Source organism: Streptomyces sp. NPDC005799, from assembly GCF_040630525.1.
Lineage (GTDB): Bacteria > Actinomycetota > Actinomycetes > Streptomycetales > Streptomycetaceae > Streptomyces > Streptomyces griseorubiginosus_B.
This window is the reverse complement of record NZ_JBEXXQ010000092.1, coordinates 1-24,006: the sequence shown is the minus strand read 5'-3', so window position 1 is coordinate 24,006 and position 24,006 is coordinate 1. Positions and strand designations below refer to the sequence as shown.

22 protein-coding genes are annotated in these 24,006 nt (G+C 67.2%); 8 read left to right on the top strand and 14 right to left on the bottom strand.

Annotated elements, in window-relative coordinates:
• Window positions 1-313: 313 nt before the first annotated feature.
• The 7 genes from ABZ453_RS47920 to ABZ453_RS47890 form a co-directional block, all read right to left on the bottom strand.
• Window positions 314-1,027: an SDR family oxidoreductase gene (locus ABZ453_RS47920; RefSeq protein WP_359025910.1), complete on the bottom strand. Its 714-nt coding sequence runs from the start codon at window positions 1,025-1,027 to the stop codon at window positions 314-316.
• Window positions 1,028-1,197: 170 nt separating this feature from the next.
• Window positions 1,198-1,665, bottom strand: a complete 468-nt coding sequence (locus ABZ453_RS47915; protein ID WP_359025909.1) for a VOC family protein — start codon at window positions 1,663-1,665, stop codon at window positions 1,198-1,200.
• Between the two features lie 56 nt (window positions 1,666-1,721).
• Window positions 1,722-2,642 (bottom strand): 3-keto-5-aminohexanoate cleavage protein, encoded by a 921-nt coding sequence (locus ABZ453_RS47910; protein ID WP_359025907.1) that lies wholly within the window; start codon window positions 2,640-2,642, stop codon window positions 1,722-1,724.
• A gap of 156 nt (window positions 2,643-2,798) precedes the next feature.
• The gene (locus tag ABZ453_RS47905) at window positions 2,799-4,781 is read right to left on the bottom strand and encodes an acetoacetate--CoA ligase (protein ID WP_359025914.1); all 1,983 of its coding nucleotides are present in this window, start codon (window positions 4,779-4,781) and stop codon (window positions 2,799-2,801) included.
• Entirely contained in the window at window positions 4,771-5,694 is a 924-nt protein-coding gene (locus tag ABZ453_RS47900; protein ID WP_359025905.1) for a VOC family protein, read from the bottom strand. Before ABZ453_RS47900 ends, ABZ453_RS47905 begins: the two co-directional genes overlap by 11 nt.
• A 12-nt stretch (window positions 5,695-5,706) precedes the next feature.
• Window positions 5,707-6,570 (bottom strand): fumarylacetoacetate hydrolase family protein, encoded by an 864-nt coding sequence (locus tag ABZ453_RS47895; protein WP_359025903.1) that lies wholly within the window; start codon window positions 6,568-6,570, stop codon window positions 5,707-5,709.
• 146 nt (window positions 6,571-6,716) lie between these two features.
• The gene (locus tag ABZ453_RS47890) at window positions 6,717-7,931 is read right to left on the bottom strand and encodes an FAD-dependent monooxygenase (RefSeq protein WP_359025902.1); all 1,215 of its coding nucleotides are present in this window, start codon (window positions 7,929-7,931) and stop codon (window positions 6,717-6,719) included.
• A gap of 137 nt (window positions 7,932-8,068) precedes the next feature.
• Between ABZ453_RS47890 and ABZ453_RS47885 the strand changes: the two genes are divergently transcribed.
• A complete protein-coding gene (locus ABZ453_RS47885; RefSeq protein ID WP_359025900.1) occupies window positions 8,069-8,770 on the top strand; it encodes a TetR/AcrR family transcriptional regulator in 702 nt (233 codons plus the stop codon).
• A gap of 385 nt (window positions 8,771-9,155) precedes the next feature.
• Window positions 9,156-9,995 carry an enoyl-CoA hydratase/isomerase family protein gene (locus ABZ453_RS47880; protein WP_359025898.1) on the top strand — a complete coding sequence of 280 codons (840 nt, stop codon included), beginning with the start codon at window positions 9,156-9,158 and terminating at the stop codon, window positions 9,993-9,995.
• A 684-nt stretch (window positions 9,996-10,679) separates the two neighbouring features.
• Here the strand turns inward: ABZ453_RS47880 and ABZ453_RS47875 are convergent.
• Window positions 10,680-11,762 (bottom strand): alkene reductase, encoded by a 1,083-nt coding sequence (locus ABZ453_RS47875; RefSeq protein WP_359025896.1) that lies wholly within the window; start codon window positions 11,760-11,762, stop codon window positions 10,680-10,682.
• A 228-nt stretch (window positions 11,763-11,990) separates the two neighbouring features.
• Here ABZ453_RS47875 and ABZ453_RS47870 point away from each other — a divergent pair, with 228 nt between their 5' ends.
• Window positions 11,991-12,554 (top strand): TetR/AcrR family transcriptional regulator, encoded by a 564-nt coding sequence (locus ABZ453_RS47870; RefSeq protein WP_359025894.1) that lies wholly within the window; start codon window positions 11,991-11,993, stop codon window positions 12,552-12,554.
• A 149-nt stretch (window positions 12,555-12,703) separates the two neighbouring features.
• On the opposite strand, the gene ABZ453_RS47865 is transcribed toward ABZ453_RS47870, so the two are convergent.
• A protein-coding gene (locus ABZ453_RS47865) for an IS5 family transposase (protein WP_359025912.1) occupies window positions 12,704-13,512 on the bottom strand; the annotation gives its coding sequence in 2 pieces (ribosomal slippage) (window positions 12,704-13,170 and window positions 13,170-13,512; 810 coding nt in all).
• A gap of 257 nt (window positions 13,513-13,769) precedes the next feature.
• Window positions 13,770-13,988 carry a hypothetical protein gene (locus tag ABZ453_RS47860; RefSeq protein WP_359025893.1) on the bottom strand — a complete coding sequence of 73 codons (219 nt, stop codon included), beginning with the start codon at window positions 13,986-13,988 and terminating at the stop codon, window positions 13,770-13,772.
• A gap of 468 nt (window positions 13,989-14,456) precedes the next feature.
• On the opposite strand from ABZ453_RS47860, the gene ABZ453_RS47855 reads away from it, so the two are divergent.
• The 3 genes from ABZ453_RS47855 (at window position 14,457) to ABZ453_RS47845 (ending at window position 18,553) form a co-directional block, all read left to right on the top strand.
• On the top strand, window positions 14,457-15,044 hold the full coding sequence (locus ABZ453_RS47855) for a flavin reductase family protein (RefSeq protein ID WP_359025891.1): 588 nt from the start codon (window positions 14,457-14,459) through the stop codon (window positions 15,042-15,044).
• 81 nt (window positions 15,045-15,125) lie between these two features.
• The gene (locus tag ABZ453_RS47850; RefSeq protein ID WP_359025889.1) at window positions 15,126-17,315 is read left to right on the top strand and encodes a thiamine pyrophosphate-dependent enzyme; all 2,190 of its coding nucleotides are present in this window, start codon (window positions 15,126-15,128) and stop codon (window positions 17,313-17,315) included.
• Window positions 17,315-18,553 (top strand): dihydrolipoamide acetyltransferase family protein, encoded by a 1,239-nt coding sequence (locus ABZ453_RS47845; protein WP_359025887.1) that lies wholly within the window; start codon window positions 17,315-17,317, stop codon window positions 18,551-18,553. Before ABZ453_RS47850 ends, ABZ453_RS47845 begins: the two co-directional genes overlap by 1 nt.
• A 79-nt stretch (window positions 18,554-18,632) precedes the next feature.
• Here the strand turns inward: ABZ453_RS47845 and ABZ453_RS47840 are convergent, their stop codons facing one another.
• Genes ABZ453_RS47840 through ABZ453_RS47830 form a run of 3 tightly spaced genes read right to left on the bottom strand, consistent with a single transcriptional unit; the run spans window position 18,633 to window position 21,254 of the window.
• Window positions 18,633-20,009 carry an NADP-dependent succinic semialdehyde dehydrogenase gene (locus ABZ453_RS47840; protein ID WP_359025885.1) on the bottom strand — a complete coding sequence of 459 codons (1,377 nt, stop codon included), beginning with the start codon at window positions 20,007-20,009 and terminating at the stop codon, window positions 18,633-18,635.
• A gap of 31 nt (window positions 20,010-20,040) precedes the next feature.
• Window positions 20,041-20,718, bottom strand: a complete 678-nt coding sequence (locus ABZ453_RS47835; RefSeq protein WP_359025883.1) for a GntR family transcriptional regulator — start codon at window positions 20,716-20,718, stop codon at window positions 20,041-20,043.
• 5 nt (window positions 20,719-20,723) lie between these two features.
• Window positions 20,724-21,254 (bottom strand): VOC family protein, encoded by a 531-nt coding sequence (locus tag ABZ453_RS47830; protein ID WP_359025881.1) that lies wholly within the window; start codon window positions 21,252-21,254, stop codon window positions 20,724-20,726.
• A 223-nt stretch (window positions 21,255-21,477) separates the two neighbouring features.
• Between ABZ453_RS47830 and ABZ453_RS47825 the strand changes: the two genes are divergently transcribed.
• Together ABZ453_RS47825 and ABZ453_RS47820 are read left to right on the top strand one after the other, a co-directional pair.
• The gene (locus ABZ453_RS47825) at window positions 21,478-22,503 is read left to right on the top strand and encodes an AraC family transcriptional regulator (RefSeq protein ID WP_359025879.1); all 1,026 of its coding nucleotides are present in this window, start codon (window positions 21,478-21,480) and stop codon (window positions 22,501-22,503) included.
• A gap of 85 nt (window positions 22,504-22,588) precedes the next feature.
• Window positions 22,589-23,424, top strand: a protein-coding gene (locus ABZ453_RS47820) for an IS5 family transposase (protein ID WP_359025877.1) whose coding sequence is annotated in 2 segments (ribosomal slippage) — window positions 22,589-22,949 and window positions 22,949-23,424 — 837 coding nt in all. Because the reading frame shifts where the segments join, the coding sequence is not laid out codon by codon here.
• On the opposite strand, the gene ABZ453_RS47815 is transcribed toward ABZ453_RS47820, so the two are convergent.
• Complete coding sequence (locus ABZ453_RS47815; RefSeq protein WP_359025875.1) at window positions 23,421-23,765, bottom strand: DUF2750 domain-containing protein; 345 nt, start codon at window positions 23,763-23,765, stop codon at window positions 23,421-23,423. The two genes, ABZ453_RS47820 and ABZ453_RS47815, sit on opposite strands and share 4 nt — an antisense overlap.
• Window positions 23,766-24,006 lie beyond the last annotated feature (241 nt).

Here is a 24,006-nt window from a genome sequence, read left to right as displayed (position 1 = left end):
ATGCGGCTCCTCCCTCTCCACGAACCGAAGTACCTCCGGTCCGCCGTACTCCTCGTACTGGATCGCCTTCACGGCTGTCACTTCCTTTCCTGTTTTGACCGCGGGGCGACCTGGCATGGCCATCCCTCTCCACCCTCCGGAGAGACGATGCAATCTGTGACGAACACGGCTGGCTCATTGACGGACCCCTCGCCGTAACCGGCCCGTCCCTCGTCCCTACGACTTCATGAGTTCCAGCTCAGTAACCCTGATCGTTCATTTCGCATCCCGAAGCCGGCGCTGCGCCGCATTGCGGCGACCGAGATCCCAAGACTTACACGAGACGCATTCCGGCATCAATCGCGAGATTCTCGCCGTTGATCCCGGGATTGTCCGTGAGGGCGAAGGTGGCAGCCACAACATCGGCGGGCGTAGGGAGCCGTTTACCAGGCGTCCGCTGTCGCAGCGCCTCGAAAAGCTTTCGACGATCGTCATCCACGTCGTCGACAGCGGCCGTGCCCGCAACCACGCCCGGCGTGATGGCATTCACCCGGACCGGAGCGATCTCGACAGCGAGGGATCGCATCAGTCCGATCACACCGGCGTTCGCCATGGAGATGGTTGTTGAACCCGGCACGGGGCGCCACATCGACATGCCACTGAAAAGGACGACTGAAGCATTCTGAGAGAAATGCGGAATTGCATGGTGGACCGCCGTGGCGTAGCCGACGTTCTTCATCAGCGCAGTTCGAGCACTGTCTTTCGGACGAAAGTCGGCAATCGTGTTTCCGTCGCGGTCGAGTGCGACAAGAATGAGGTGGTCTATCTCGGCGATGTCCGCAAAGAGATCGGCAATAGAGTCCGAGTCATTCAGATCGCAGGATCGCCCGATGGCATTCGGCAGGGTACTCGCCACCGACTGGGCGGTAGCGAGTTCCCGGCCGGTCACGGTGACAGCAGCGCCAAGTTCCGTACACGCCTCGGCAATGCTCAGTCCCAGTCCGCGGGTTCCACCGATCACAACGACGTGTTCGCCACTCTTCGGCATGTGGACATCTCCTTTGGTTGTTTCGGGTTCGCTTCTTCCCATGGCCGATATCCGGTCTACGCTCCTGCGTCGTCCGGCCGGGGCCTGGCGGTCCGTACCACTGCGTTTCCCGCCAGGCCTGGTGTCTCAGCCCGGCTCGGCTCGCCTCACATGAAGCGAGCCGAGGATGTTCAGAGCGACACTTCGGGAAGCAGGTCCTTGGCTGTTGCCATCACGTCGTCCCATGTCGTGTTGTTGACCTCGATGGTGTTGCCATCCGGATCCCTCACGTAGACGTACTTCGTGGGGCTGTCCCCGAAGGCGCCGAGGCCCTCGTGAGATCCGATCCCCAGTTCTTCGATACGCCTCAGGACCGCCTCGACGTCATCGACGTCGATTGCGAAATGCATGAACCCTCTTTCGGTCTGCGGTCGGCTGACCGTTTCGTGGGCGGGTGACAAGAACTGGATCAGTTCGATGCCGAAGCCGTCCGAAAGCTCGACGAAAGTCGCGTAGTAGGTGGCTCCGGGAAAGATCGAGATCGGACCCTCGACGATACGCGGAGCGGATATCAGCGAACCGCCGAGGCCGGTGACATAGAACTCAGTTGAGCGCTTGATGTCCGAGACTCGGATGGCGAGGTGCTGAGCACGTGGCATTGCTTTACCTTTCTTCGACTTCAGGGGGGCTGCGCTTCAGACGCCCAGGAGTTTCCTCAGAATTTCGCCCGGCCTGCCTGACCCTGGTTCGTGGCATCAGGGAGCTTGAGCAAAGCCGCGGTGTCGGTCGGGGTTGCGACCGGCCGACCTACCTCATTGATCAGCTCGACAGCACCACGCACGAGATCCACGTTGGACGGGCCCGGGGCGGCAAGGTCTTCGAGCCCCAGCCGCACATGACCCCCTCGTTCCAGCGCGTAACGGGCGATGCCGTTCTCAAGGGAGTTGCCGCCGATGGTCGCCACGCTCCACGGCAGATTCGTGCCCTCGAGCATGTCGAGGTAGAGATCGAGCGCAGACCGAGTCGGGGGAAGCCCACAGAGGGCCTTCTCGCCGCCGAACATGAGACGGACGTAAGCGCCTTGCGGAAGGAGGCCGTTGCGCCAGAACCCGAGCAGTACTCGGATCGACCCGGGTTCGATGATGCCGATGCTCGGGGCAAGCCGGCTCTCTCGGCAGAGGTCGAACATGTAGTGGGCGTCGCCGTTCGTGTTGATGAACAAGGTCTCTGACGCCGTTGGCACCCCCTTGGCGTCCAATCCGCCCATGTTGGTCGTCCCCATGTCCACGATCGCAATCCGCATGAGTCGCTCGGCGGCCAGCACTCGAAGGTGTTCGGCGCGGACAGCGATGGTGGTGTGCGGACCCCCTCCCTCCATGGTGGGATACAGCAGCGCGTCGGGACGCTTCTTCAGTACCGGCTCCCATGCCTCGATGTAGGGTGTGGGGTCGTGTCGGCCCGTGCCACCGAAGTTGGGATCGTCAGTGTGCGAATGGACGATGGCTGCGCCCGCGTCCAAGCAGGCCAGCACGTCCGACGTGACCTCCGCCGGAGTGCGGGGCACATGCGGGTTCACCGTCTTCGTCGTTGCACCGTTGAGGGAGACCTCGATGATTGCGGGTGTTTCGTCGGCCACGTTGAGCCTTCCCTTCTGTTCTGGGTACGCGAAGCCTGCCTGCGTCCCCTGAGGACTCGTTTCGGCATGATCGGTGTGTCCGAGAGGGTGGTTGGCCGGGCAGGGAGTCCGGTGAGCGGGAAACTTGTGCCCGACGGCGACCACCACCTCCCGACATCACCCTGAGAGGTGTTCCTCGTTGCCGTACGGGCTGAAGTACGCGAAGCGTGCGAGCGCTTCAGGGTCGTCAATGGATTCGGAGTTGACGACGGACGTCGGGTCGGCGCCCTGGAGTATCCGTTTGACGGGAACCTCGAGCTTCTTGCCAGTACGGGTGTGGGGCAGCGAACCGACAATGATGACGTCGTCCGGAACATGACGCGGACTCAATTGATGGCGGACCGCCTGTTTGGTTTCGTGCTCGAGGGCCTTCGGATCGTCGACCGCCGCCTTGGGTACCACGAAAAGCGGCATCCAGTAGCCGCCGTTGGCCAGCTCGACACCGACGATCAACGAATCGCGGACCCAGTCGAGTCGATCGACCACTTCGTAGATTTCACCACTGCCGATCCGAACGCCTTGTCGGTTCATCGTGGCGTCGGAGCGGCCGTGCACGATCACTCCGCCTCGGACGGTGACGGTGATCCAATCCCCGTGCCGCCAGACCCCCGGGAAACGATCGAAGTACGCATCGAGGTACTTGGTCGAACGGGGATCGTCCCAGAAGCAGATCGGCATGGATGGCAGCGGTCGGGTGACAACCATCTCACCGGTCTCGTCGACCACGGGGGCGGCGGCCTCGTTCCAGGCTTCGAGAGCGACACCGAGGAGAGGGCCCTGGATCTGGTCGGCGTACACCGGCTCGACGGGGATCCCGCCGGCGAAGGCCGAGCAGATGTCGGTGCCGCCACTGGCGGAAGCGAGCCATACCTCCGGCAACGCTTGTTGCACCCAGCGGGCGGTACTCGGCGGTAGCGGGGAGCCGGTGCTGCCGATCGCGCGTAGCCGCAGGCCCGGAGCGATCGTCCGAGGCTCGGCACCGTGCTTGTGTGCTGCGATCAGAGCAGCGGCACTGGTGCCGAGGAAGTCCAGGCCGTGAGTGTCAGCGATCTGCCACGGTCGCGCCGGGTCGGGCCACGTGGGATTGCCGTCGTAGGTGGTGATGGTGGCTCCGCACAGCAGTCCGGAGATCTGGACGTTCCACACCATCCAGCTGGGGGTGGCCAGCCACAGGAACCGTGATCCGGGTTTCAGGTCGGCGTGCAGAGCCAGGAACTTGGTGTGCTCGAGCACGATGCCGCCGTGGCTGTGAACGATTCCTTTCGGCTTGCCGGTGGTTCCGGAGGAGAACAGCACCCACAGTGGGTGTCCGAACGGAACACGGGTGAACTCGGGTTCACGGCCGACGGCGGTGACGTGATCGAATCGAGGTCCGTCAAGGGTGTCGTCGAGCAGCCCGAGGTTGTCGATCCAGAGGACGGTCTCCACCGACGGCAGGGCGGAGGCCAGTGTGGTCGATTCGGCGCGCCGGTCGTGGGCCTTGCCGCCGTAGTGGTAGCCGTCGGCCACCAGGAGGATTCTCGGTTCGAGCTGGGCGAACCGGTCGCGGGCGCCTGCTGCGGAGTATTCCTGCGCGCAAGAGGCCCAGATCGCTCCGATCGCGGCACAGGCCAGCAACCCGATCACGGCTTCAGCGACGTTGGGCACATAGGCTGCGACCCGGTCCCCGAGTTCGATGCCTTGTTCCCGCAGCCAGTGGGCCAGGGCACCGACCCGCAACCTGAGCTCGTCTCTGCTCAAGGTGGCTGCCGGCCCGGCTTCGGTCAGGGATACCAACGCTGCAGCCTCGCCGGTGTGCCGTAGGGCGTTGGCGGCATAATTGGTGTTGGCGCCGACGAACCAGTCCACGTTCGGCATAGTGGCGCGCTCGTCGAGCACTCGGTCAGGGTCGGTGATGTCGAGGTCGAAGAACTCACGGATCGAGAGCCAGAACTCCGACAGGTCGGTGACCGACCACTTCCACAACTGCCGGTAGTCGGCGAAGGTGCGACCGTTTTCACGGCGCAGGTAGTCGCAGTAAGCGCTCAACTGCGTTTGTGACTGGAAATCCGGAGAGGGGGCCCAGAGGGGTTCCTCTCCGAACGCTGTCTCAGCCGGCATCATGTGCCCCGGCCATGTGCGCGGCAAGGTCTTCGGGCATGACGAACGACGGCGGAAGAGGCGGCCCCCAATTGAACAGGCTCTTGGCGCCATCCCACACGCCCGGTTCCCACAGGGCGTCCTCGACGATGCAGTCGAGATCGGAGTAGTACTCGGAGAAGTTTCCGGCCGGATCCTTCAGGTACCAGAAGAAGTTGGAGCCGACATGGTGACGGCCTAGACCCCAGACGTGCCGACCGGCATCCTTCTCGAGCATGGCCGTGGCGCCCCGACCGATCTCATCGACATCGTCGACCTGCCAGGCAGTGTGGTGCAGGAAGTTCACGGGCGCCTGCTGGACGAGAATGTTGTGATGATCGGTTGAGCAACGCATGAACGCCGCGAGCGAAGGCACCACATCCGAGATCTTCAGTCCGATACCTTCGGTGAAGAACTTCTGGGTGGCGGCTTGGTCGGTGGAGCCGATCACCACGTGCCCGAGCGAGCGGGGACGCACCCGGTCTTCGCGCAGGATTCCCGGAGCCCGACCGTTCGGACGGTCGATCCGGCCGGGACCGTTGTAGGGGGTGGGCGGTTCCGGGGCGAGTGCCAGGCGGGGCATGACCTCGACGACGGCCTTGAATCCGGCAATGGGCTCGAACGCCTCGACGCGGCCGTCGCCCACCGTGCAGGCCAGATCCAACCCGCGGATCTGAGCAGCGATACGGTCGATGTCGTCCTGATCCTCGGCGCCGATGACGACTTCGAGGACCTGGCGGCGCGGGGTGTGGACCAGCTTCAGCTGTTCACCGCCTTCGGCAGTGGCGAAGCGATTCTGCCCCAGCGGGCTCAGGCCGAATTCCTCGTAGTAGTCGGCGGTTTCGGTGACATTGGGAACGCCGATGGTGACGGAACCCAGTCGATGCAGCGCCATGATCTGCTCCTGTCAGGAATGGGCCGGCGCATACTGGACGCCGGTGCGGCAGGTTGAGGTGATGGTGCCGACACCTTCGACCCAGGTTTCGAGAACGTCACCGTCACGCAGGAACACCGGTGGCTTGCGCGCCACCCCCACCCCGGAGGGAGTGCCGGTGAAAATCACATCGCCAGGCAACAAGGGCAGGATCGCCGACAGCTTCTGCACGATCTGCGCGAGCGAAAAGATCAGGTCGTCGGTACGGCCGTCCTGCATGACCTGACCGTTGATCGAACAACCGATCCCGAGATCGTTCGGGTTGTCTAGTTCGTCGGCTGTGACAAGCCACGGTCCGGTCGGGGAGAACCCGGGAAAGGACTTGCCGAGGCTGAACTGTGGCATCGGTCCGGTCAACTGTCGGGTGCGTTCGGAGATGTCCTGTCCAACTGTCAGACCGGCTATGTGATCCCACGCCTGGCGCTCGGGAACTCGAAACCCATGGCGCCCGATGACAACTACGAGCTCCGCTTCGAAATCGACGGTGTCAGTGGGCAGTTCGAGAACTGCGCGCGGCCCGCTGATCGAAGTGGGGAACTTGGTGAACACCGCCGGCTCAGCGGGCGGCTCGACGCCGCCTTCTCGGGCGTGTTCGGCATAGTTCAGTCCGACGGCGAAGACCTGCCGTGGGCGAGGCGAAGGAGCGGCGAGCAGATCCGGGTCGAGGGCGAAGCCGTCCCTCACCGTGATGGTGCGGGCCCATGCTGTGAACTCATCCCACTGATCGAAAATGTGGTCCGGTGCGTCGCCGAATTTGCCGTCGCTGGCATCGGCGACGTACACCGCGCGGACGCCGTCGGTAACTACCGCCCGGCCGTTGTAGTTGGCGAATTTCATTGTGCTCCTCGAGTGTGGGCACATCGTGCTGGAGAATGCCTTGTCCTGTGATGCACCTGCATGCCCGCGGACGTGGGCGTGTCCTCGGGGCGGCGCGGCCCACCACGCCGTCACACCGCAGGAACGGAGGCCGCGGCCCGCCGCCGTCAGGGCGCGGCGACGTCGATCATCTTCTCCTTCATCGTCGTCGTGAGGAGGGCTTGCATCGCTCGCTTCCCGACCTTGTTGCCCGTGGCCGTGGTGACGACCCGGCGCGTGACCAGACCGCGCCGGGTCTGCGGCACGAACAGGGACAGTCCGGTCGTGCGCGCGTCCCGCTGATGCTCCGCGACGAACGGGCGCAGGTGCTGCTCCCACTCACGCAGGGCGCGCCCGATGTTGCCGGGGTTGCGGGCGAGGGTCGTGCCGAGCAGGTCCGAACCGCCGAGGCCCATCGAAACGCCCATGCCGGAGAAGAGGGTGAGGCACCACGCCGAGTCGCCCACGAGGACCACCCGGTCCGTGTGCCACGTGGGCATATCGACCTGGTGGACGGAGTCGAACAGGCGCTCGTCGGCCGCCTCGTACTGGGCGAAGAGATGCTCGAGGATCGGCCCGGTCGGCTCTGGGCCGAACCCGGCGCGCAACGCCTCGATCGGCGGCCGCCGGAACTGCGCGTCCTCGTCGTCGGTGCGGTACGACATCAGCACGGCGGGGGTGCGGTCGGCGAACGGGATCACCCATGCCGAGCGGCCGTGCTCGGCGATGGTGAGCCCGTCGTTCGGGCGGAAGCCCGGTACCTGCTCCTTGAGGAGGGTGACGGCGATGATGTGGTTGAACGGACGCATGTATGTGGCATCGGGGCCGAACACGAGGCTGCGGACGGTCGAGCGCATCCCGTCGGCGCCGACGACGAGATCGAAGCGCTCGGTCAGCTCCGTCGTGTCCTCCCCGACGGTCGTGCGGAGGGTGACGTCAACGCCGTCGGCGTGCTCGTCGATCGCGACCGGCGACGTTCCGTACCGGATCTCGGTGGCCGAGGCGACGCGCGGGTAAAGCGCCCCCTCGACGTCGCCGCGCAAGATGATGCGCACGTTGCCGGGCAGGTCGTTGTAGCCCATGCCTGGCCGGCGATTCCCGCCGGACCGGTTCACGTTGTACATCGCGGTGTCGGGATCGGAGCGGTTCCCGATGGCATCCAGCACGCCCAGGCGCTGCGCCGCCGCCCGCCCGGCCTCGAGAAAACCGACGAAGTAACCGGCCGCGCGCCGCTCGGGGGCGCGCTCCACGACCAGCGGCTCCCAGCCGATCTCCCGCAGCCGGAGGGCTGTGGCCAGCCCCGCGATCCCCATCCCCACGACCAGCACGCGCGGTGCGCTCATCGTCATCCCTTCCTGAACGGAGATCGATTCTCCGATGTTGCAGCAGCCCGAAGCCGAAGTGGAGATTTCTCTCCGCTTATTTCGGCAGCGTAACACCTAACCGGAGAAATGTCTCCACTCTTGGTAACCTGGGCGGCATGAGTACGACACCAGCCGTCGGTACACGGCCCCTGCGCGCGGACGCCGAGCGCAACCGCCAACGCCTCATCGCCGCGGCCCGCGAGCTCTACGCCACCCGCGGGCTCGACATCTCGCTCGACGAAGTCGCCCGCCACGCGGGCGTGGGGATCGGGACGGCCTACCGCAGGTTCGCGGACCGCGGGGAGCTCGTGGAGGCGGTCCTCGACGGTGCCGAGCAGCGCATCCTCGAGTGTGCCGAGGAGGCGCTGGCGTACGACGACGCGTGGGAGGCCTTCGAGCAGTTCTTCCTCGACGCCACGACCGACTTCGCCGCCAACCGTGGACTGCGCCAGCTTCTGCTCGAGGGCGCTCCCGGCGCGGAGGAGGTCCTGGAGAGGGCTCGCAACCGGATCGCGCCCGTCGTCGGGGCGCTCATCACCCGGGCCCAGCAAGCCGGCCAACTCCGCACCGACTTCCAGCCCATGGACTTCTCGATGATCCAGCTCATGCTCGGCGCCGTTACCGAACACAACCGCGACGTAGCACCCGACCTCTGGCGGCGGTATGTGACCCTGTTCCTCGACGGGCTGCGCGCCCACCGCACGTCGCCCACGCCGCTTCCGGCGCCTGCGCTCGCCGACGACCAGCCCGACCAGCGTGAGGTTGACGCATCTACACCTTGGATGCCCCAGATCGGACGGCGAGGGAACAGGAGTTGACCCTCTCGCGCCACGTCCCCGAGGCCCATTGAGCCACGGTCGGAACTGTGACTCGAACCGGTCGAGAACGACCACGGCGTGGTCAGGTGGTCCCGCAGCCGCACGATCGACGCTTCGGCAAGCTGGTGGGTGCCGTCGAGGGGCACCCGTCCCGGCGGCGGCACAGGCCTGGCCGCTCTGTGTGGTGGGGCGAGCAGGACGACGCCCTGCTGCTGCGGGTCTGTGTACATTGCACGGCAGTTCATCGAGCTGCGACCTGGCTGCGCGTTCCGACACCTGGCTCAAGACCCAGCGCAGGGCCAAGTGTCGTCTGGCCCTGCGCATTCAACGACTCCCACAACGAAGCAACAGCAGACACGGTGGCCACCCACCGCTCGGAGGAGACATGACCATCAGCTCCCAACCGCCCCCTGCCCCGAACACGTTCCCAGCCGCCCCGGTGAGAGTCGAGTGGGACCAGGGGCTGGCACGCATCGTGCTGTCACGCGGAGACACGGGTAACGCGTTCGATCTGGACCTGGTGACCGCGCTGCGCGACGCCGTGGAGCAGGTCGTTCAGCGGACGACCGAGCCTGACCAAGGCGGCCTCCGCGCCGTACTGCTGCGCGCGGAGGGACGGAACTTCAGCGTCGGCGGAGATTTGAAGGTCTTCCTCGCGCAGGGAGACGGTACGGCCGCCTACGTCCGGAGCGTCGCGGACACCGCACACGCGGCGGTGCTCGGCCTGGCAGGGCTTCACGTGCCCGTCATCGCGGAAATCCAGGGAGCGGTCGCCGGAGGCGGAGTAGGCCTCGCCCTTGCCTCAGACCTCGTCGTGGCGGCCCGGTCGACCAGACTGCGGCTCGCCTACACGGCACTTGGTCTGACACCCGACTGCGGTGCCTCCTGGCTACTCCCCCGGCTGGTCGGTGAACGCCGCGCCCTCGACCTCGTGCTCACCAACCGCGTGCTGGAATCCGCTGAAGCGGAGGACTGGGGCCTGTTCAACCGCGTCGTCGATGACGCCGCCCTCCCAGCTGCTGCAGAGGAGCTGGCCCGCGCGCTGGCCGCGGGTCACGCGTATGGCCTCTACCAGTCCAAGCTTCTGGTACGCGGTGCCGGCTTGGACGAGTTGCGCGACCACCTCGCGCACGAAGCCCAGGCGATAGCGTCAGCCAGTTCACGACCGCAGACCCGCGAGGCGATGGAGCAGTTCCTGACGCGACCGCGCAACGTCCCTCGCTGAACAGCGCCGACCGGCGGCGCATCGTTGCGCGGGTGGTACAGGCCACCGTCACGCCAGGTCGGGTTCATGAACCGGTCAACGTGTTCGAGCAGTCCGCGCAGGATGGTTTCGTCGCCTGCCCATTTCCGAGGCTCACGCCGCCACCCAGCCGAAATCACAGGTCTCCGAAACCACCTGCCGCCCCATCCTCTCCTCGGGCGGCGCAGAGTCCTCCCCACGCGACTTCGCCGGGAGCCGGGCCCTGCCCGTCGACAGCACGGTGACGCTCTCACGCGTCGCCGAACGCGCCCGCCGAACGGTCACCTCCGACGGCCGGCCGACCCCCCGCATCGACGGCACCGTAGCCGTCCCGAACACACCGCACCGGGTCGCCGTGCGGATGCACGGCGACCCGGTGGTGCTGCGTTGCTCTGAAGGAGTTCCTGCGTGCTGATCCGCGCTTCACCAGGTTGACGCGTTCGACAGATCACATCGACGAGGCACAGAAGGCGTTCCGGGTCTGCCCGGCGCAGGGATGATCTCAAGGCCGCGACGGGTGTTCGGTGTCAACCGCGATCGCATACCTGGTCTTACAGGACGGCCACCACAGCATGCCGGAGGAGGAACCGGCCAACCGGTTGCGCTCGCACCTCGCTCAGCAACCCGCCGCGGCCACGGCGCGGAGACCCGCACCCGAGGAACGGCTCAGTGCTCGAGGGCCGGGTAGGTGATGTATCCCTGGTCACCACCGTGATAGATGGTCTCGGCCTCGGCCTCGGCCAGGGGGGCGTCGGCACGGAAGCGTTCGACGAGGTCGGGGTTGGCCAGGTACGCACGGCCGAAGCTGATCAGATCGGCGCCCCGCGCGAGCCAGTCCTCACCGTCGGCCTTGCCGGAGGGCAGCGGGTTGATGACCGTGGAGGGATTGACGATGAAGGCGCCGGGCCACAGCTTGCGCATGTTCAGCAGCACATCCTCGTCAGCGGTCGCGACAGTGTGCAGGTAGGCGAGGTCGAGGGGCGCCAGGGCCTCGACGAGCGTGGTGTAGAGCGTGGGGACGTCTTCTTCCTCGATCCCCCACAGCTGACTGCCCGGGGAGAGGCGGATACCCACCCGCTCCGAACCGATGGCCTCGGCCGTGGCCTGGGCGGCTTCGACGGCGAAGCGGATGCGGCCACTGATCGAGCCGCCGTAGGCGTCGGTGCGCTGGTTGGCGTTGGAGGAGAGGAACTGGTGGATGAGGTAGCCGTTCGCGCCATGGAGTTCGACGCCGTCGAAGCCGGCCTCGACGGCGTTGCGTGCGGCCTGCACATACACGTCGATCTCATCAGCCACTTCACCCGCGGTCAGCTCACGCGGTACGGGTGCGAGTTGCATCCCGGGAGCGTCGCCGAAGGTGGTGGCGAAGATCGGGGTGCCGACGCCGACTGCTGAGGGGCCGACCGGGACCGTGCCGGTGACCTGGGGGTGGCTCACCCGGCCCGCGTGCATGATCTGCGCGAAGATGTGCCCGCCCTTGGCGTGCACGGCGTCGGTCACCTTCTTCCAGGCGGCGACCTGTTCGGAGGTGTGCAGGCCCGGCGTGTTCGCCGTGGACTGGCTCCGCAGGCTGGGCTGGATCCCCTCCGTGATCAACAGGCCCGCGGTGGCGCGCTGGGCGTAGTACGCCGCGACGGAGTCGGTGACCAGGCCGTCCGCACCGGCGCGGGAGCGGGTCATGGGTGCCATCACAACGCGGTTGGGCAGGGTCAGTCCGCCCAGGCGGAAGGGATCGAACAAGGAAGGCATGCGCAACTCCTGCTGCATCAGACCGGCCGGCGAAGCCCTGGGCCCGGCGATCAGCGCGGACGGGTCCCGAGGGACTTGTCCCTCAGCCACTTCTGTACCGGTCGATAAACTGTATCGATCGGTACCATTCCAGAGGGGTGATGCAGCTGTCAAGCTGATCTATACTTACCGATACAGAAGACTTGGCAGGTGAGAGGTATGAGGAGTGGCCGACCACGGGAGTTCGACGTGGACGTGGCTTTGGGCAGCGCTCTGGAGGTGTTCTGGGCCAAGGGCTACGAGGGCGCCTCGATGACGGACCTGACGGAGGCCATGGGCATCAACCGCCCGAGCCTGTACGCCGCCTTCGGAAACAAGGAAGACCTGTTCATGAAGGCCCTCGACCTGTATTCGAAGGGGTTCCACTCCTCGGCGTCCGGCTTCGCCGCGGAACCGACGGCGTACGGCGCGATCGAGGTGTTTCTCCGTTCGACGGCGCAACTGTGCACCGGCCCCGGCACCCCCCGGGGCTGTCTGCTCGTCCAGGGCGCCCTTGCCGTGGGCGATGCGAGCGAACCGGTCCGCGAAGCGCTCGCCGAACGCAGGGCCGCGGTCCTCGAAGCCATCAGGCTGCGCCTGGAACAAGGTGTCGAGGACGGCGACCTGCCGACAGGAACCGACACCGCCGAGCTCGCGCGCTACATCATGGTCACCAGCAACGGCATCGCGGTCCAGGCTGCGGGCGGCGCCTCCCGCGAGGAACTCTTCCGGTGCGTCGACATCGCCATGCGCGCCTGGCCCGCCGCGCACTGACGTCCCCTTCACCGGCCACCGGGCCTGGCCAGTCCCCCTCAGCCATGCCGGGCCACATGGTGTGGCCTCTCTCCCTGTGCCGGAGGAATGCCGACAACGGCTGTCAAAGCCACAGCCTGTGAGCTCGACAGCAAGGCTCCTAAGAACTCCTAACAAAGTGCGAGGTTCTTCAGCCTGCGCCAGCAGATGATGCCGCAGGCCAGGCTGAGGAAGGCTTCGTGGATGTCGTCGCGGATCTCCCAGCGGATGCGTAACCGGCGGAACCAGTGCAGCAGCGCGAAGCTCTGCTCGACCACCCACCGGTGCACGCCCAGTCCCGATCCGTGTTCGGTGCCGCGATGTGCTATGACCGGGGTGATCCCGACAGCCTGGACCTGCCCGCGGTACTTGTCGTGGTCGTAGCCGCGGTCGGCATAGATGGTCTCCGGCCGTCGGCGGGGCCGTCCGCGTCGGCCCCTCACAGGCGGGACGGCCTCGATCAAGGGCATGAGCTGGGTGACGTCGTTGCGGTTGCCACCGGTCAATGATGCGGGCAGCGGAATGGCGTGCGCTTCGGTGATCAGATGGTGCTTGGAGCCTGTTCGGGCACGGTCGACCGGGCTCGGTCCGGTTTTGGGCCGCCTTTCATGGCCCGGACGTGAGAACCGTCGATCACCGCCCTCGACCAGTCCAGCGCGCCGGCGGCATGGAGTTCGGCCAGGAGTGATTCGTGCAGACGCTGCCAGACACCTGCCTCGTTCCAGTCGCGCAGGCGCCGCCAGCACGTCATCCCCGAGCCGAAGCCCAGTTCCTGGGGCAGGAACTCCCACGGAATGCCGGTGTAGAGCACGAACAGGATGCCGGACAGCACCTTCCGGTCACCCAGACGCTTGCGGCCCGGATGATCCGCACGGCGCGGCACGACCGGAAGCAACGGCTCGATCCGCGCCCACAGCTCATCGGACACGATCCACGGCAGCTGTTCACCCTTCCTCACATGAAGGCTAACGCTCCATCAGGAACCAACATTCCAAGGCAAGAAGCGCCTTTCTGTTAGGAGTTCTAAGAAGGTTGCCGAAATCCAGGCCGCGGCGCGGGAAGCTTCGAAGATTGCGGAGAAGCATCCGGGGGTGGGTGATCCCACGAAGGTCGGGGCCGGGTCAGAGGTCTCGCTCCGAGCGACCGCGTGGTGCTTACCAGCCCAGTTCGTCGTCCAGCGCAAGGAAGCCAAGGCAGTTACCCAGCCTCCTCCATCGGTGCCACCGGAACGGCACCAGGCATCGCGGAAAGGTAGCTGAGGCTGCCGAACGCGGCGCGGACGCGGTCGCGCAACTGGGACTCGATCCGGACGACATCGTGCATCGCGTGCGGTGGCAGCCCTCCGGCGCCGGCGTCATCTCGAGCCGTGACCCGCTCGGCCGGATACTGCGCGACATCCAGATCGTTTCCGTCCACGCGTTCCTCGCGTTCAGTTCGTTCAGCTCCCACGCCGAACCCCACGACCGGGTGGTGCGACCTCGAACCTGGAACCCCGTTCGTCCGAGAAGGTCCCAGCACCGCGAATAGGTCCGCACCGATCCGGTCGCGCCAGAGCGGCGAGTCCCACTGCCACGGCCACTGGCTCCGCAGCGGTGTGCCGTTGCTGCGCCCATCCGGGCCAGGCAGCAGATCGGACGAACCAGAATGAATCGGTCGCCGCACGATCGCGTTTCGCACCACGGATACCCGGTGGCCGAGAGCGGATAGCAGCCGGTCACCGGGGCGCTCATGGTTGATCCGAGTCTGGTCGAGGTCGATGGGGCTGTCTGACGCGGTGACGCGCTGCAGCCTCTCCGGTTACGGACACCGATGGGTCCTCGACACGCTTGCTGAAAGCGGCGAGGCGCCGGTTCGGCGGGCCGAGACAACCGGAAGGGAAAAGGAATGGCCAGCCGCAGGACGGACTTGCATCCCCTACGGCGCACAGCCGTATCGATATCGGACGAGGAGGCCGTCGACTCCGTCCCGGCGGAGTCCTTCAAAGCGGCATTCCGTCTGCATCCCGCAGGGGTGGCGGTCGTCACCGCTGATTCGGGCGACGGTCCCGTCGCCATGACCGTGAGCTCGCTCTCGTCGGTCAGCACCGAACCGCCGCTGCTCGTCTTCTCCGTTTCGGCGACCTCGTCGAGCAGCCCGTCCTTCGCACGTGCGGAAACCGTCGTCGTCCACATGCTGGCCACCGATCAGCTCTCGCTTGCCCGGCTGTGGGCCACCAGTGGCACCGACCGCTTCGCCGACACGTCCGTCTGGGCCCGGCTGCCGACCGGCGAGCCCGTCTTCCCCGCCGCGTACGCATGGCTGCGCGGGAACATCGTGCAGCGCATCGAGGCTGGCAACTCCGTTCTGTGCCTCGTGCACGTCATCGAGACGTCCCTCCCGCAGGCAGGGAAGGAAACCAGTCGTGACGGCGCGGGACCGCTCGTCTACCACGCGCGGACCTGGCATCACCTCGGTGATCATTCGAAGCTCTGAAATCCCCCGCTCACGCCCGCCTCGCCGGACGTCGAACACAGGCCCGGCCGGGAAGGCCGCACATGGTCAAGGAATGACAGCATGCCTCAACGACGAGCACTCAAAACCGGGGTGCCCTGGACACAGCTCACGACGACGCGAGAGGACTGGAGGAACGCCGATCCGAAGCTGCTGACCGGAATGCTGGTGCAGTTGCACCTCATCCGCGCCTTCGAGGAGACGGTGCTCGACCTCGCGGCCGACAACCTCGTCCACGGTCCCGCCCACTCGAGCATCGGTCAGGAGGGCGGCGCAGTCGGATCCATCACAGGGCTGCGCTCCAGCGACGGCGTCACAGGCTCCCACCGCGGCCACCACCAGTTCCTCGCGAAGTCGCTCGGCCATGTCGTCCCCGAGGGGCCTAGCCTCGACGAGCCTGTGTCGGCCGTCGTTCAGCAGGTGCTCCAGCGCACCCTGGCCGAGATCCTCGGTCTCGCCCAGGGCTATTCCGGTGGCCGCGGCGGCTCGATGCACCTGCAGTGGCTGGAAGCCGGTGCCCTCGGCACGAACGCGATCGTCGGCGGCGGCGTCCCGTTCGCAGCAGGCAACGCCTGGGCGCAGCGGCACGCGGGCACGGACGACGCGACCATCGCCTACCTCGGCGACGGCTCGGGGCAGATCGGCTCCGTGCTCGAAACCCTCAACCTCGCCGCGGCGTGGCGGCTGCCGGTCGCCTTCTTCATCGAGAACAACCTGTACGCCGTCTCGACGAACGTCGCGGAGATCGCCGCGGACGCCCGGCTCTCCGTACGCGGCCAGGGTTTCGGCATCCCCTCGTGGAAGGTCGACGGCATGGACCCGCTGGCCGTCCACCTAGCCACGCAGGAGGCGCTCGCGCGGATGCGGGCGGGTGACGGACCCGCGGTCATCGAGGCCGACGTCTACCGCTTCTTCCACCAGAACGGCCCCTATCCCGGTAGCGCCTTCGGCTACCGCACGAAGCAGGAGGAGAACGAGTGGCGCGAGCGTGACCCGCTCGTACGTGTCGCGGCCGAGATGAAGACACTGCGGCTGCTCGACGACGAGGGCGAGCGTGCGTTGCGCGAGGCCGCACAGGCTGCCATGCGCGAGGCGGCCCAAGCCCTGGTCGAGGAGGATCCCGAGGTGCCCGGCACCCGCCGGATCAAGCCGGAGCTGTGGCCGGACCCCGGGTTCGTCGATGTCGGAGTCCGCGGCGACGCGAGCGAACTGGCCGGCCTGAGCGTGCTGGAGCCGGGCTCCCACGACGGTGAGTGGCGCGACACGCGTTTCGTCGACGCGGTGGCCGCCGTGATGGATCGCCGCATGGAGCAGGATCCACGCGTCATCGTGCTCGGCGAGGACGTGCACCGCCTGGGCGGCGGCACCAACGGCGCGACGAAGGGCCTGGTCAAGAAGTACGGGCCGCACCGCGTGCTCGGCACCCCCATCAGCGAGAACGCCTTCACCGGGCTCGGTGGCGGCATCGCGCTGGACGGCCGCTTCCGGCCCGTGGTCGAATTCATGTACCCCGACTTCCTCTGGGTCGCCGCCGACCAGGTGTTCAACCAGGTCGGCAAGGCGCGGCACATGTTCGGCGGCACCAACGCGATGCCGTTCGTGCTGCGTACGAAGGTGGCGATGGGCTCGGGTTACGGCTCGCAACACCTGATGGACCCCGCGGGCGTCTTCGCGACCGCGCCCGGCTGGCGCATCGTCGCGCCGTCGAACGCGGCGGACTACGTCGGGCTGATGAACGCGGCACTCGCGCTCGACGACCCGGTGCTCGTCATCGAACACATCGACCTGTACGGCCTGCCCGACCGCGTGCCCGCGGGTGGGCTGGACTACGTCATCCCGCCCGGTAGGGCCGTGGTGCGGCGCCCGGGCAGCGAGGTGACGGTGCTGTCGTACCTGTCGATGGTGCACCGATGCCTGGAGGCGATCGAGCAGTGCGGTGTCGACGCCGAACTCATCGACCTGCGCTGGCTGGACCAGGCCTCGATCGACTGGGACACCATCGGTGAGAGCGTCCGCAAGACCAACGCCGTGCTCATCGTCGAGCAGGGCACGAGAGGCACCTCCTACGGCGGCTGGCTGGCGGACGAGATCCAGCGGCGCTACTTCGACTGGCTCGACCAGCCGATCGCCCGGGTGACCGGCGGCGAGGCGAGTCCGAGCATCTCGAAGGTGCTGGAGCGGGCCGCCATCGCCGGTACCGAGGAGGTCCGCGCCGGGCTGCTCGCGGTCCGCGCCGCCATGGGAGGCCAGTGATGGCGCACGTCGTGCGGATGCCGTCGGTGATGGCCAACGCCACCGAGGCGATCGTCGCGCAGTGGCTCGTCTCGGTCGGCGCACATGTCAAGGTGGGCGACCCGATCGCCGAGATCGAGACTGAGAAGGCGCTCGTCGAGTACGCGGCCGAGGTCGGGGGAACGGTCGGCCGGCTACTCGCCGAGCCCGGCGCGTCCGTCGCCGTCGGCACGCCGATCGCGATCGTCCTCGAAGAGGGCGAGGACGCCGCGTCCGTCACCCTCGACGACCCGCGCCCCGATCCGACGCCGACCGAACCTGCCTCCGCCACGCCCGCTGTCACGGCCTCCGCCGCCCCTGCGGCCACGGCGCCGCACCCTGGCGGTCGGCTGTTCACGACGCCGATCGTGCGCAAGCTCGCCGCTGAGCGCGGCATCGATCTCAGCCTCGTCCGGGGCTCGGGACCGCACGGACGGATCGTCCGGCGCGACCTCGATGCCTACACCACGACCCTCGAAGCCGCGACCGCGGCCACACCGCCGGCGCCCGTCCGCGACCAGGCAACGGACCTCGCCATGGGATACACCGATGTGCCGCTGAGCGGTATGCGCAGGGCGATCGCGCGGCGGCTGACCGAGAGCAAGACGACCGTCCCGCACTTCTACGTCACGGCCCATGTGCGCGTGGACCGGCTGCTCGAGCTGCGGCAGGAGGCCAATGCGCTGGCCTCGCGGAAGATCTCGGTCAACGACGTCGTCGTCAAGGCCGTGGGCACGGCGCTCGTCGACGTGCCGGCCGCCAACGCGATCTGGAACGCCGACGCCATCCGGCGGTTCGACGGCGTCGACGTGGCCGTGGCGGTCGCGGTGCCGGACGGCCTGCTCACACCCGTCGTCCGCGGGGTGCAGGCGCTCACCGTCACCGAACTGAGCGCGCGGCTCGCCGATCTCGCCGACCGGGCCAGGACGGGCCGACTGCGGCAGCACGAGCTGGAGGGCGGGAGCTTCTCGGTGTCGAACCTCGGGATGTACGGGGTGGACGAGTTCTCCGCGATCCTGAACCCTCCGCAGGCCGGCATCCTCGCCGTCGCCGCCGCGAAGCGCCAGCCGGTCGTGGAGGAGGACGGGCGGCTCGGCGTCGGTTCGGTGATGACCGTGACGCTCTCGGCCGACCATCGCGTGATCGACGGCGCCGTGGCCGCCGAGTGGATGGCGGCACTCGTCCGACGACTGGAGAACCCTCTCTCGCTCCTGCTCTGAGCCGACGCCCGGAGCACCGGTCACAAAAGGGCACGTCCGCCGCCGGCGGACGTGCCCTAGTTCTTTCCCTACGACGGGGCTAGGCCTTCCAGACCGTCTTGAGGTTGGTGAACTCCCTGATGCCGACAGCCGCCAGTTCGCGTCCGAAGCCCGATGCCTTGATGCCGCCGAAGGGCAGTTCGGGGTACGAGACGGTCATGCCGTTGATGAAGACGGCACCCGCGTCCAGGTGCTGGACGAAGTACGACTCCTCCTCGGGATCGTTCGTCCACACCGACGAACTCAGCCCGAACGTGGTCTGGTTGGCGATCCGGATGGCGTCGTCGGCGTCCTCGGCCCGGTACAGCGAGGCGACCGGTCCGAAGGTCTCCTCGTACACGACCCGCATGTCGTCGGTGAGGTCTGCGAGGACCGTCGGTGCGAAGAAGTAACCGGGGCCCTCGATCGCGTGCCCCCCGGCCAGCACGGACGCGCCCTTGGCCACGGCGTCGTCGACCAGCCCCGTCAGCTCGTCGCGGCCGCCTGCGGTCGCGACAGGGCCCACGTCGACCGATTCGTCGAACGGGTCGCCGACCTTCAGCGCGGCCGTCTTCTCGGCGAAGAGCCGCGCGAACTCGTCGTAGACGTCCCGATGGGCGATGAAGCGCTTCCCGGCGATACAGGACTGCCCGTTGTTGCTGATGCGGGCTTTCACGGCCGTGGCGGCCGCGGCTTCGAGATCGGCACTGGGCAGGACGATGAACGGGTCGGAGCCGCCGAGTTCGAGTACGGACTTCTTCACCTCGGCCGCGGCGGCCGATGCCACCGCCCGGCCGGCCGGTTCGGATCCGGTGAGGGTGACGGCCTTGACGCGCGGATCTTTGATGACCTCACCGACCGCGGCCGTGCCGACGAGCAGCGTGTGGAAGGCCCCCCTCGGGAACCCGCCGCGCTCGAAGAGGGTGTCGAGATACAGGGCCGACTGCGGCACGTTCGAGGCGTGCTTGAGGACTCCCGTGTTGCCGGCCATCAGCGCCGGCGCGGCGAAACGAATGACCTGCCACAGTGGGTAGTTCCAGGGCATCACCGCCAGTACGACGCCGAGCGGTTCGTAACGGGAGTAGGCCAGTGACGCCCCGACCTGCGACGGTTCCTCCAGCGGCTCGTCGGCGAGGAAGTCCTCGGCGTTCTCGGCGTAGAAGCGCATGCCCTTCGCGGATTTCAGGACCTCGGCGCGGGCCTGCGCGATCGGCTTGCCCATCTCCGTGACCAGGATCTTCGCGAGCTCTTCGACCTCGCTCTCCAGCAGGTCGGCGGATGCCTGCATCCAGGTCGCGCGCTGTTCGTAGGTCGTCCTTCCGAGCGCCTCGAACGCGGCCTGGGCTGCGGCGAGTTTGCGCTCCACAGCGGTCGGCTCGTCGGGGGCGAACTCCTTGACCGTCTCGCCGGTCGCGGGGTTGATGCTGGCGATCGCCATGGGACAGTGCTCTCTTTTCGGGATCGGGAGGTCACACCAGGTCGAAGACTTCGGGGTGCCGTGCAAGTTCCAGCCGTGTGCGCCGGATGTGTCCGCTCAGCAGTCGCGCGGCCCCTTCGGCGTCCCGCCGGTGCAGGGCGGCGACGATGAGATGGTGCTCGTAGTGGACGCTGTGATCGCCCTCGGCCCGGAACATCCGTGTGTAGACGCGCCGGTAGGGCTGGGTGCGGTTCCACAGCCGCACGGTCAGTTCCTGAAGCATCGTGGTCTCGGCGACGGAGTAGCTCGACAGGTGGAACTCCCGGTCGAGCTGCAGGAACCGTTCGACGTCGTCGGTGTGCTCCATCGCCGTGGCGAGGCACCCGAGTTCGTCGATCTGCGCCTCCTGGAGCAGAGGTGAGTTCAAGCTCAGCAGGAACGGTTCCAGTCGCTCGCGTACCTGGTAGAGCTCCTCGCACTCGGCGGGGTTCAGTTTCGCCACCCATGCGCCGGTGTTGGCCACGAGCGTGACGAGGCCCTCGGCTTCCAGCATGCGCAACGCGTCGCGCACGGGCAGCCGACTGGCACCGTATGCCTCGGCGAGGTCCTCCTGACGGATCCGGCTGCCCGGCGCGTAGTGCCCGGCGAGGATGGCGTCCCGGAGTTCGGCGGCGACGCGCGCCCCCGAGGCACCGTGGGCGCGGTCGGGGACGGTGGTCGGTTCGGTCACGGGTCTCAGTCCTCGGGATGGGCGGGATGCCACAGCTTCACGACCGCGTCCTCCTCATAGGCCTTCCCCGCCGGATAGCTCACGAGCTCGAACTGCATGCCCCAGGGGCTGCGGAAGTACAGCCACCTCTGGCCTGCCGCCGCCTGGGCGCTGGAGACGGGCGCGCCCATGACCTCGACGCCCGCGTCACGAAGGTATTCGGCGGCCGCCTCGATGTCGTCGACGTAGAGCGCCAGATGGTGACCACCTATGTCGCTGTTGCGCGGTTGGGGAGCCTGCCCGTCGGCCGCCCTGTATGCGAAGAGCTCGAGGTTCAGACCCGTGGCCAGCCGGTAGAGACGGACCTCCTCGATGACCGTGCGTGGGTGGACGCCGAGCTGAACAGTCATCCAGTCATCGTCCTCGGACCGTTTGGGCCCGAGGGTGTAAACGTGCCGAGCCCCGAGGATGTCCACGAGGAATCGTTCGGCCTCATCGAGGTCGGGCACAGTCACGCCGAGGTGATCTCCTCCGCGCAGTCCGGGCAGTGGGGGCATCTCTGCGACCTCCTGAGTCCCTGTATTGGATACAGTGAAGCACAATGGAAGCCATGGAAGGCCCCGAGAAGAAGCATTCCTGTTGTATTGGATGCAATCAAGGGTTAACGTCGTCAACCAGGAACGGCGAACGGCTACCGTCCCGCCGTAACCCAAGCACTGACAGGGCCGCGGCGACCCCTCCCTGAGATCCTCGGCCGCAGTGCCGTCAGGAGGTGCCTCGATGAAGACTCACCACCCCCCACTCCCCCGGCTGATCGATCTGGACGCGCTCAAGCCGTTCGAAACGGCATCCACCGGATGGTTCCGGGAGGGCCGGGGAGGCCACAGCGAAGTGCTCGCGCCCCAGGGGGTCGGGGTCATGCCCGCCGCACAGGACGCGAGCGTCCCGTCGGTCCTGCGTTCCGTCGAGCTGACCCATATGACGCTGGGGGTGGTCCGGTTCTCCTCCGAGACGCGCATCGTCTCCGGACCTGTGCGCGGTTACCACATAGCCGTCCCGATCCGCGGCGAGATGGTCTGCCGCTACGGCAGGGACGAGGTGACCGTCAGGCCGGGCTTCGCGGCCGTCGCCACACCGGATCTGCCGTCGCTCGTTTCCCGTTGGAGCACCGGCGCGGAGATGCTGGGTATCAAGATCCGCCCGGACGTGGTCGAGGACGAGTTGAGTACGATCATCGGACGTACGGTCAGATCGGTGGTCCGGCTGTCCGGGGGCTTCGATCTCACCACACCCGCCGGCCGCAGCTGGCTGTCCGTCCTGGAGCTTCTCCTGGCCGAACTCGCCGACCCGGACCGTCTCGCACGGGTGTCCAGGTCACATCGCGAGCAGCTCGAACGTCTCCTGATCAGCAGCCTGTTGCGGGCGCAGGGGCATGACTTCTCCGCGGACGTCCGGGCAGAAGCCATGCCGGCGCGATGGCGTGCCGTGAAGCGAGTTGTCGACGCCATTCAGGAGTTCCCGGAACGGCCGTGGTCGCTGAACGACCTGGCCGAACTGGCGGGGGTCAGCGGCCGTCGGCTGCAGCAGGGGTTCAACGCGCAGGTCGGTGTGCCGCCGATGAGGTATCTGCAGGACGTACGGCTCGAGCGGGTGCACCGCGACCTTCTCGACGGCGCCGAACAAGTCAGCGAACTGTCTCTGCGCTGGGGCTTCACGCATTCCGGCCGATTCGCCGGCGCCTACCGGGCGCGCTACGGGGAAACACCGTCCGAGACCCGTCGGCGCGTACAGTCCGTTCTGCCATGACAGGACGCCAGGCCGCTTAGAACTCCTAACAGAATGTTCCAACTTGCCTTGGAATATGGGCGCGTGATGGTGCGTTGGCCAGCACATGAGGAGGGGTGAGCAGCTGCCGTGGATCGTGTCGGACGAGCTGTGGGCGCGGATCGAGCCGTTGCTGCCGATCGTGCCGCGGCGTGCGGATCACCCGGGGCGCAAGCGCCTGGACGACCGCAAGGTGCTGTCGGGCATCCTGTTCGTGCTCTACACCGGGATTCCGTGGGAGTTCCTGCCCCAGGAACTGGGCTTCGGCTCGGGGATGACCTGCTGGCGACGCCTGCGTGACTGGAACGACGCGGGTGTCTGGCAGCGTCTGCACGAGTCGCTGCTGGCCGAGCTGCATGCCGCCGGCGCGCTGGACTGGTCCAGGGCGGTGATCGACGGCTCCCACGTGCGAGCCATGAAGGGCGGCCCAAAACCGGACCGAGCCCGGTCGACCGTACCCGAACAGGCTCCAAGCATCATCTGATCACCGAAGCGCACGGCATCCCGCTGGCGGTGTCACTGACCGGCGGCAACCGCAACGACGTCACCCAGCTCATGCCCTTGATCGAGGCAGTTCCGCCGGTGCGGGGCCGACGCGGACGGCCCCGCCGACGGCCGGACACCCTGTACGCCGACCGCGGCTACGACCACGACAAGTACCGCAAGCAGGTCCGGACCGCCGGAATCACCCCGGTCATCGCACGGCGCGGCACCGAACACGGATCAGGTCTGGGCGTCCACCGGTGGGTGGTCGAGCAGAGCTTCGCGCTGCTGCACTGGTTCCGCCGGTTACGCATCCGCTGGGAGATCCGCGACGACATCCACGAAGCCTTCCTGACGCTCGGATGCGCCCTCATCTGCTGGCGGCGATTGCGCGCTCTGGCCAGCGATGCCGTGGGTTAGTCAGTCGCCCCCAGTCGGTTGAGGACCTCCCCAGAGGTGAAGCTCCAGCCGACCAGGCGCGGTCCACTCCAATTGACGCCGATCAGGAGTCCATCCCGTGCGGCGTCGGGCAGTACGTGCTCGCACCAGGTGTCCAAGGGCATGGATCCAACGCGTAGCCCATGCCCCCAGATCTTCGCCGCCCGTCGGGCGCGGGCCGAGGTCGACCAGAACGGAAGACTTCGCGCGCCGTCCGCAGAGAGGTGAGTCGGGCTGCCCTCGTCACCCCGCACGAGCCAGACCACTCGGCTTTGGCGAACATCTCGGAAGAAGGCTGCCGCTTGCGAACCGCTCTGACTCATGGCCACCGAGCCTACCGATCCCTGCCACTCATTTCGTTAGGAGTTCTTAGGCCTCCACCGGCCACGCATGTCAGACTCCCTCACGACCGGACTCGTGCAGGAACCTATCGCTCGCGCCAGGGCCGCCCGAGCACTTGCCGCAGACGACGAACACCCAGTTCGCGGTCGGCGTCCATCTGCTCACCCTGCTGGCCGCCCGACCCGGCGAGTGGCGGGACTCGCAGTCCCTCGCCTTCAGCCC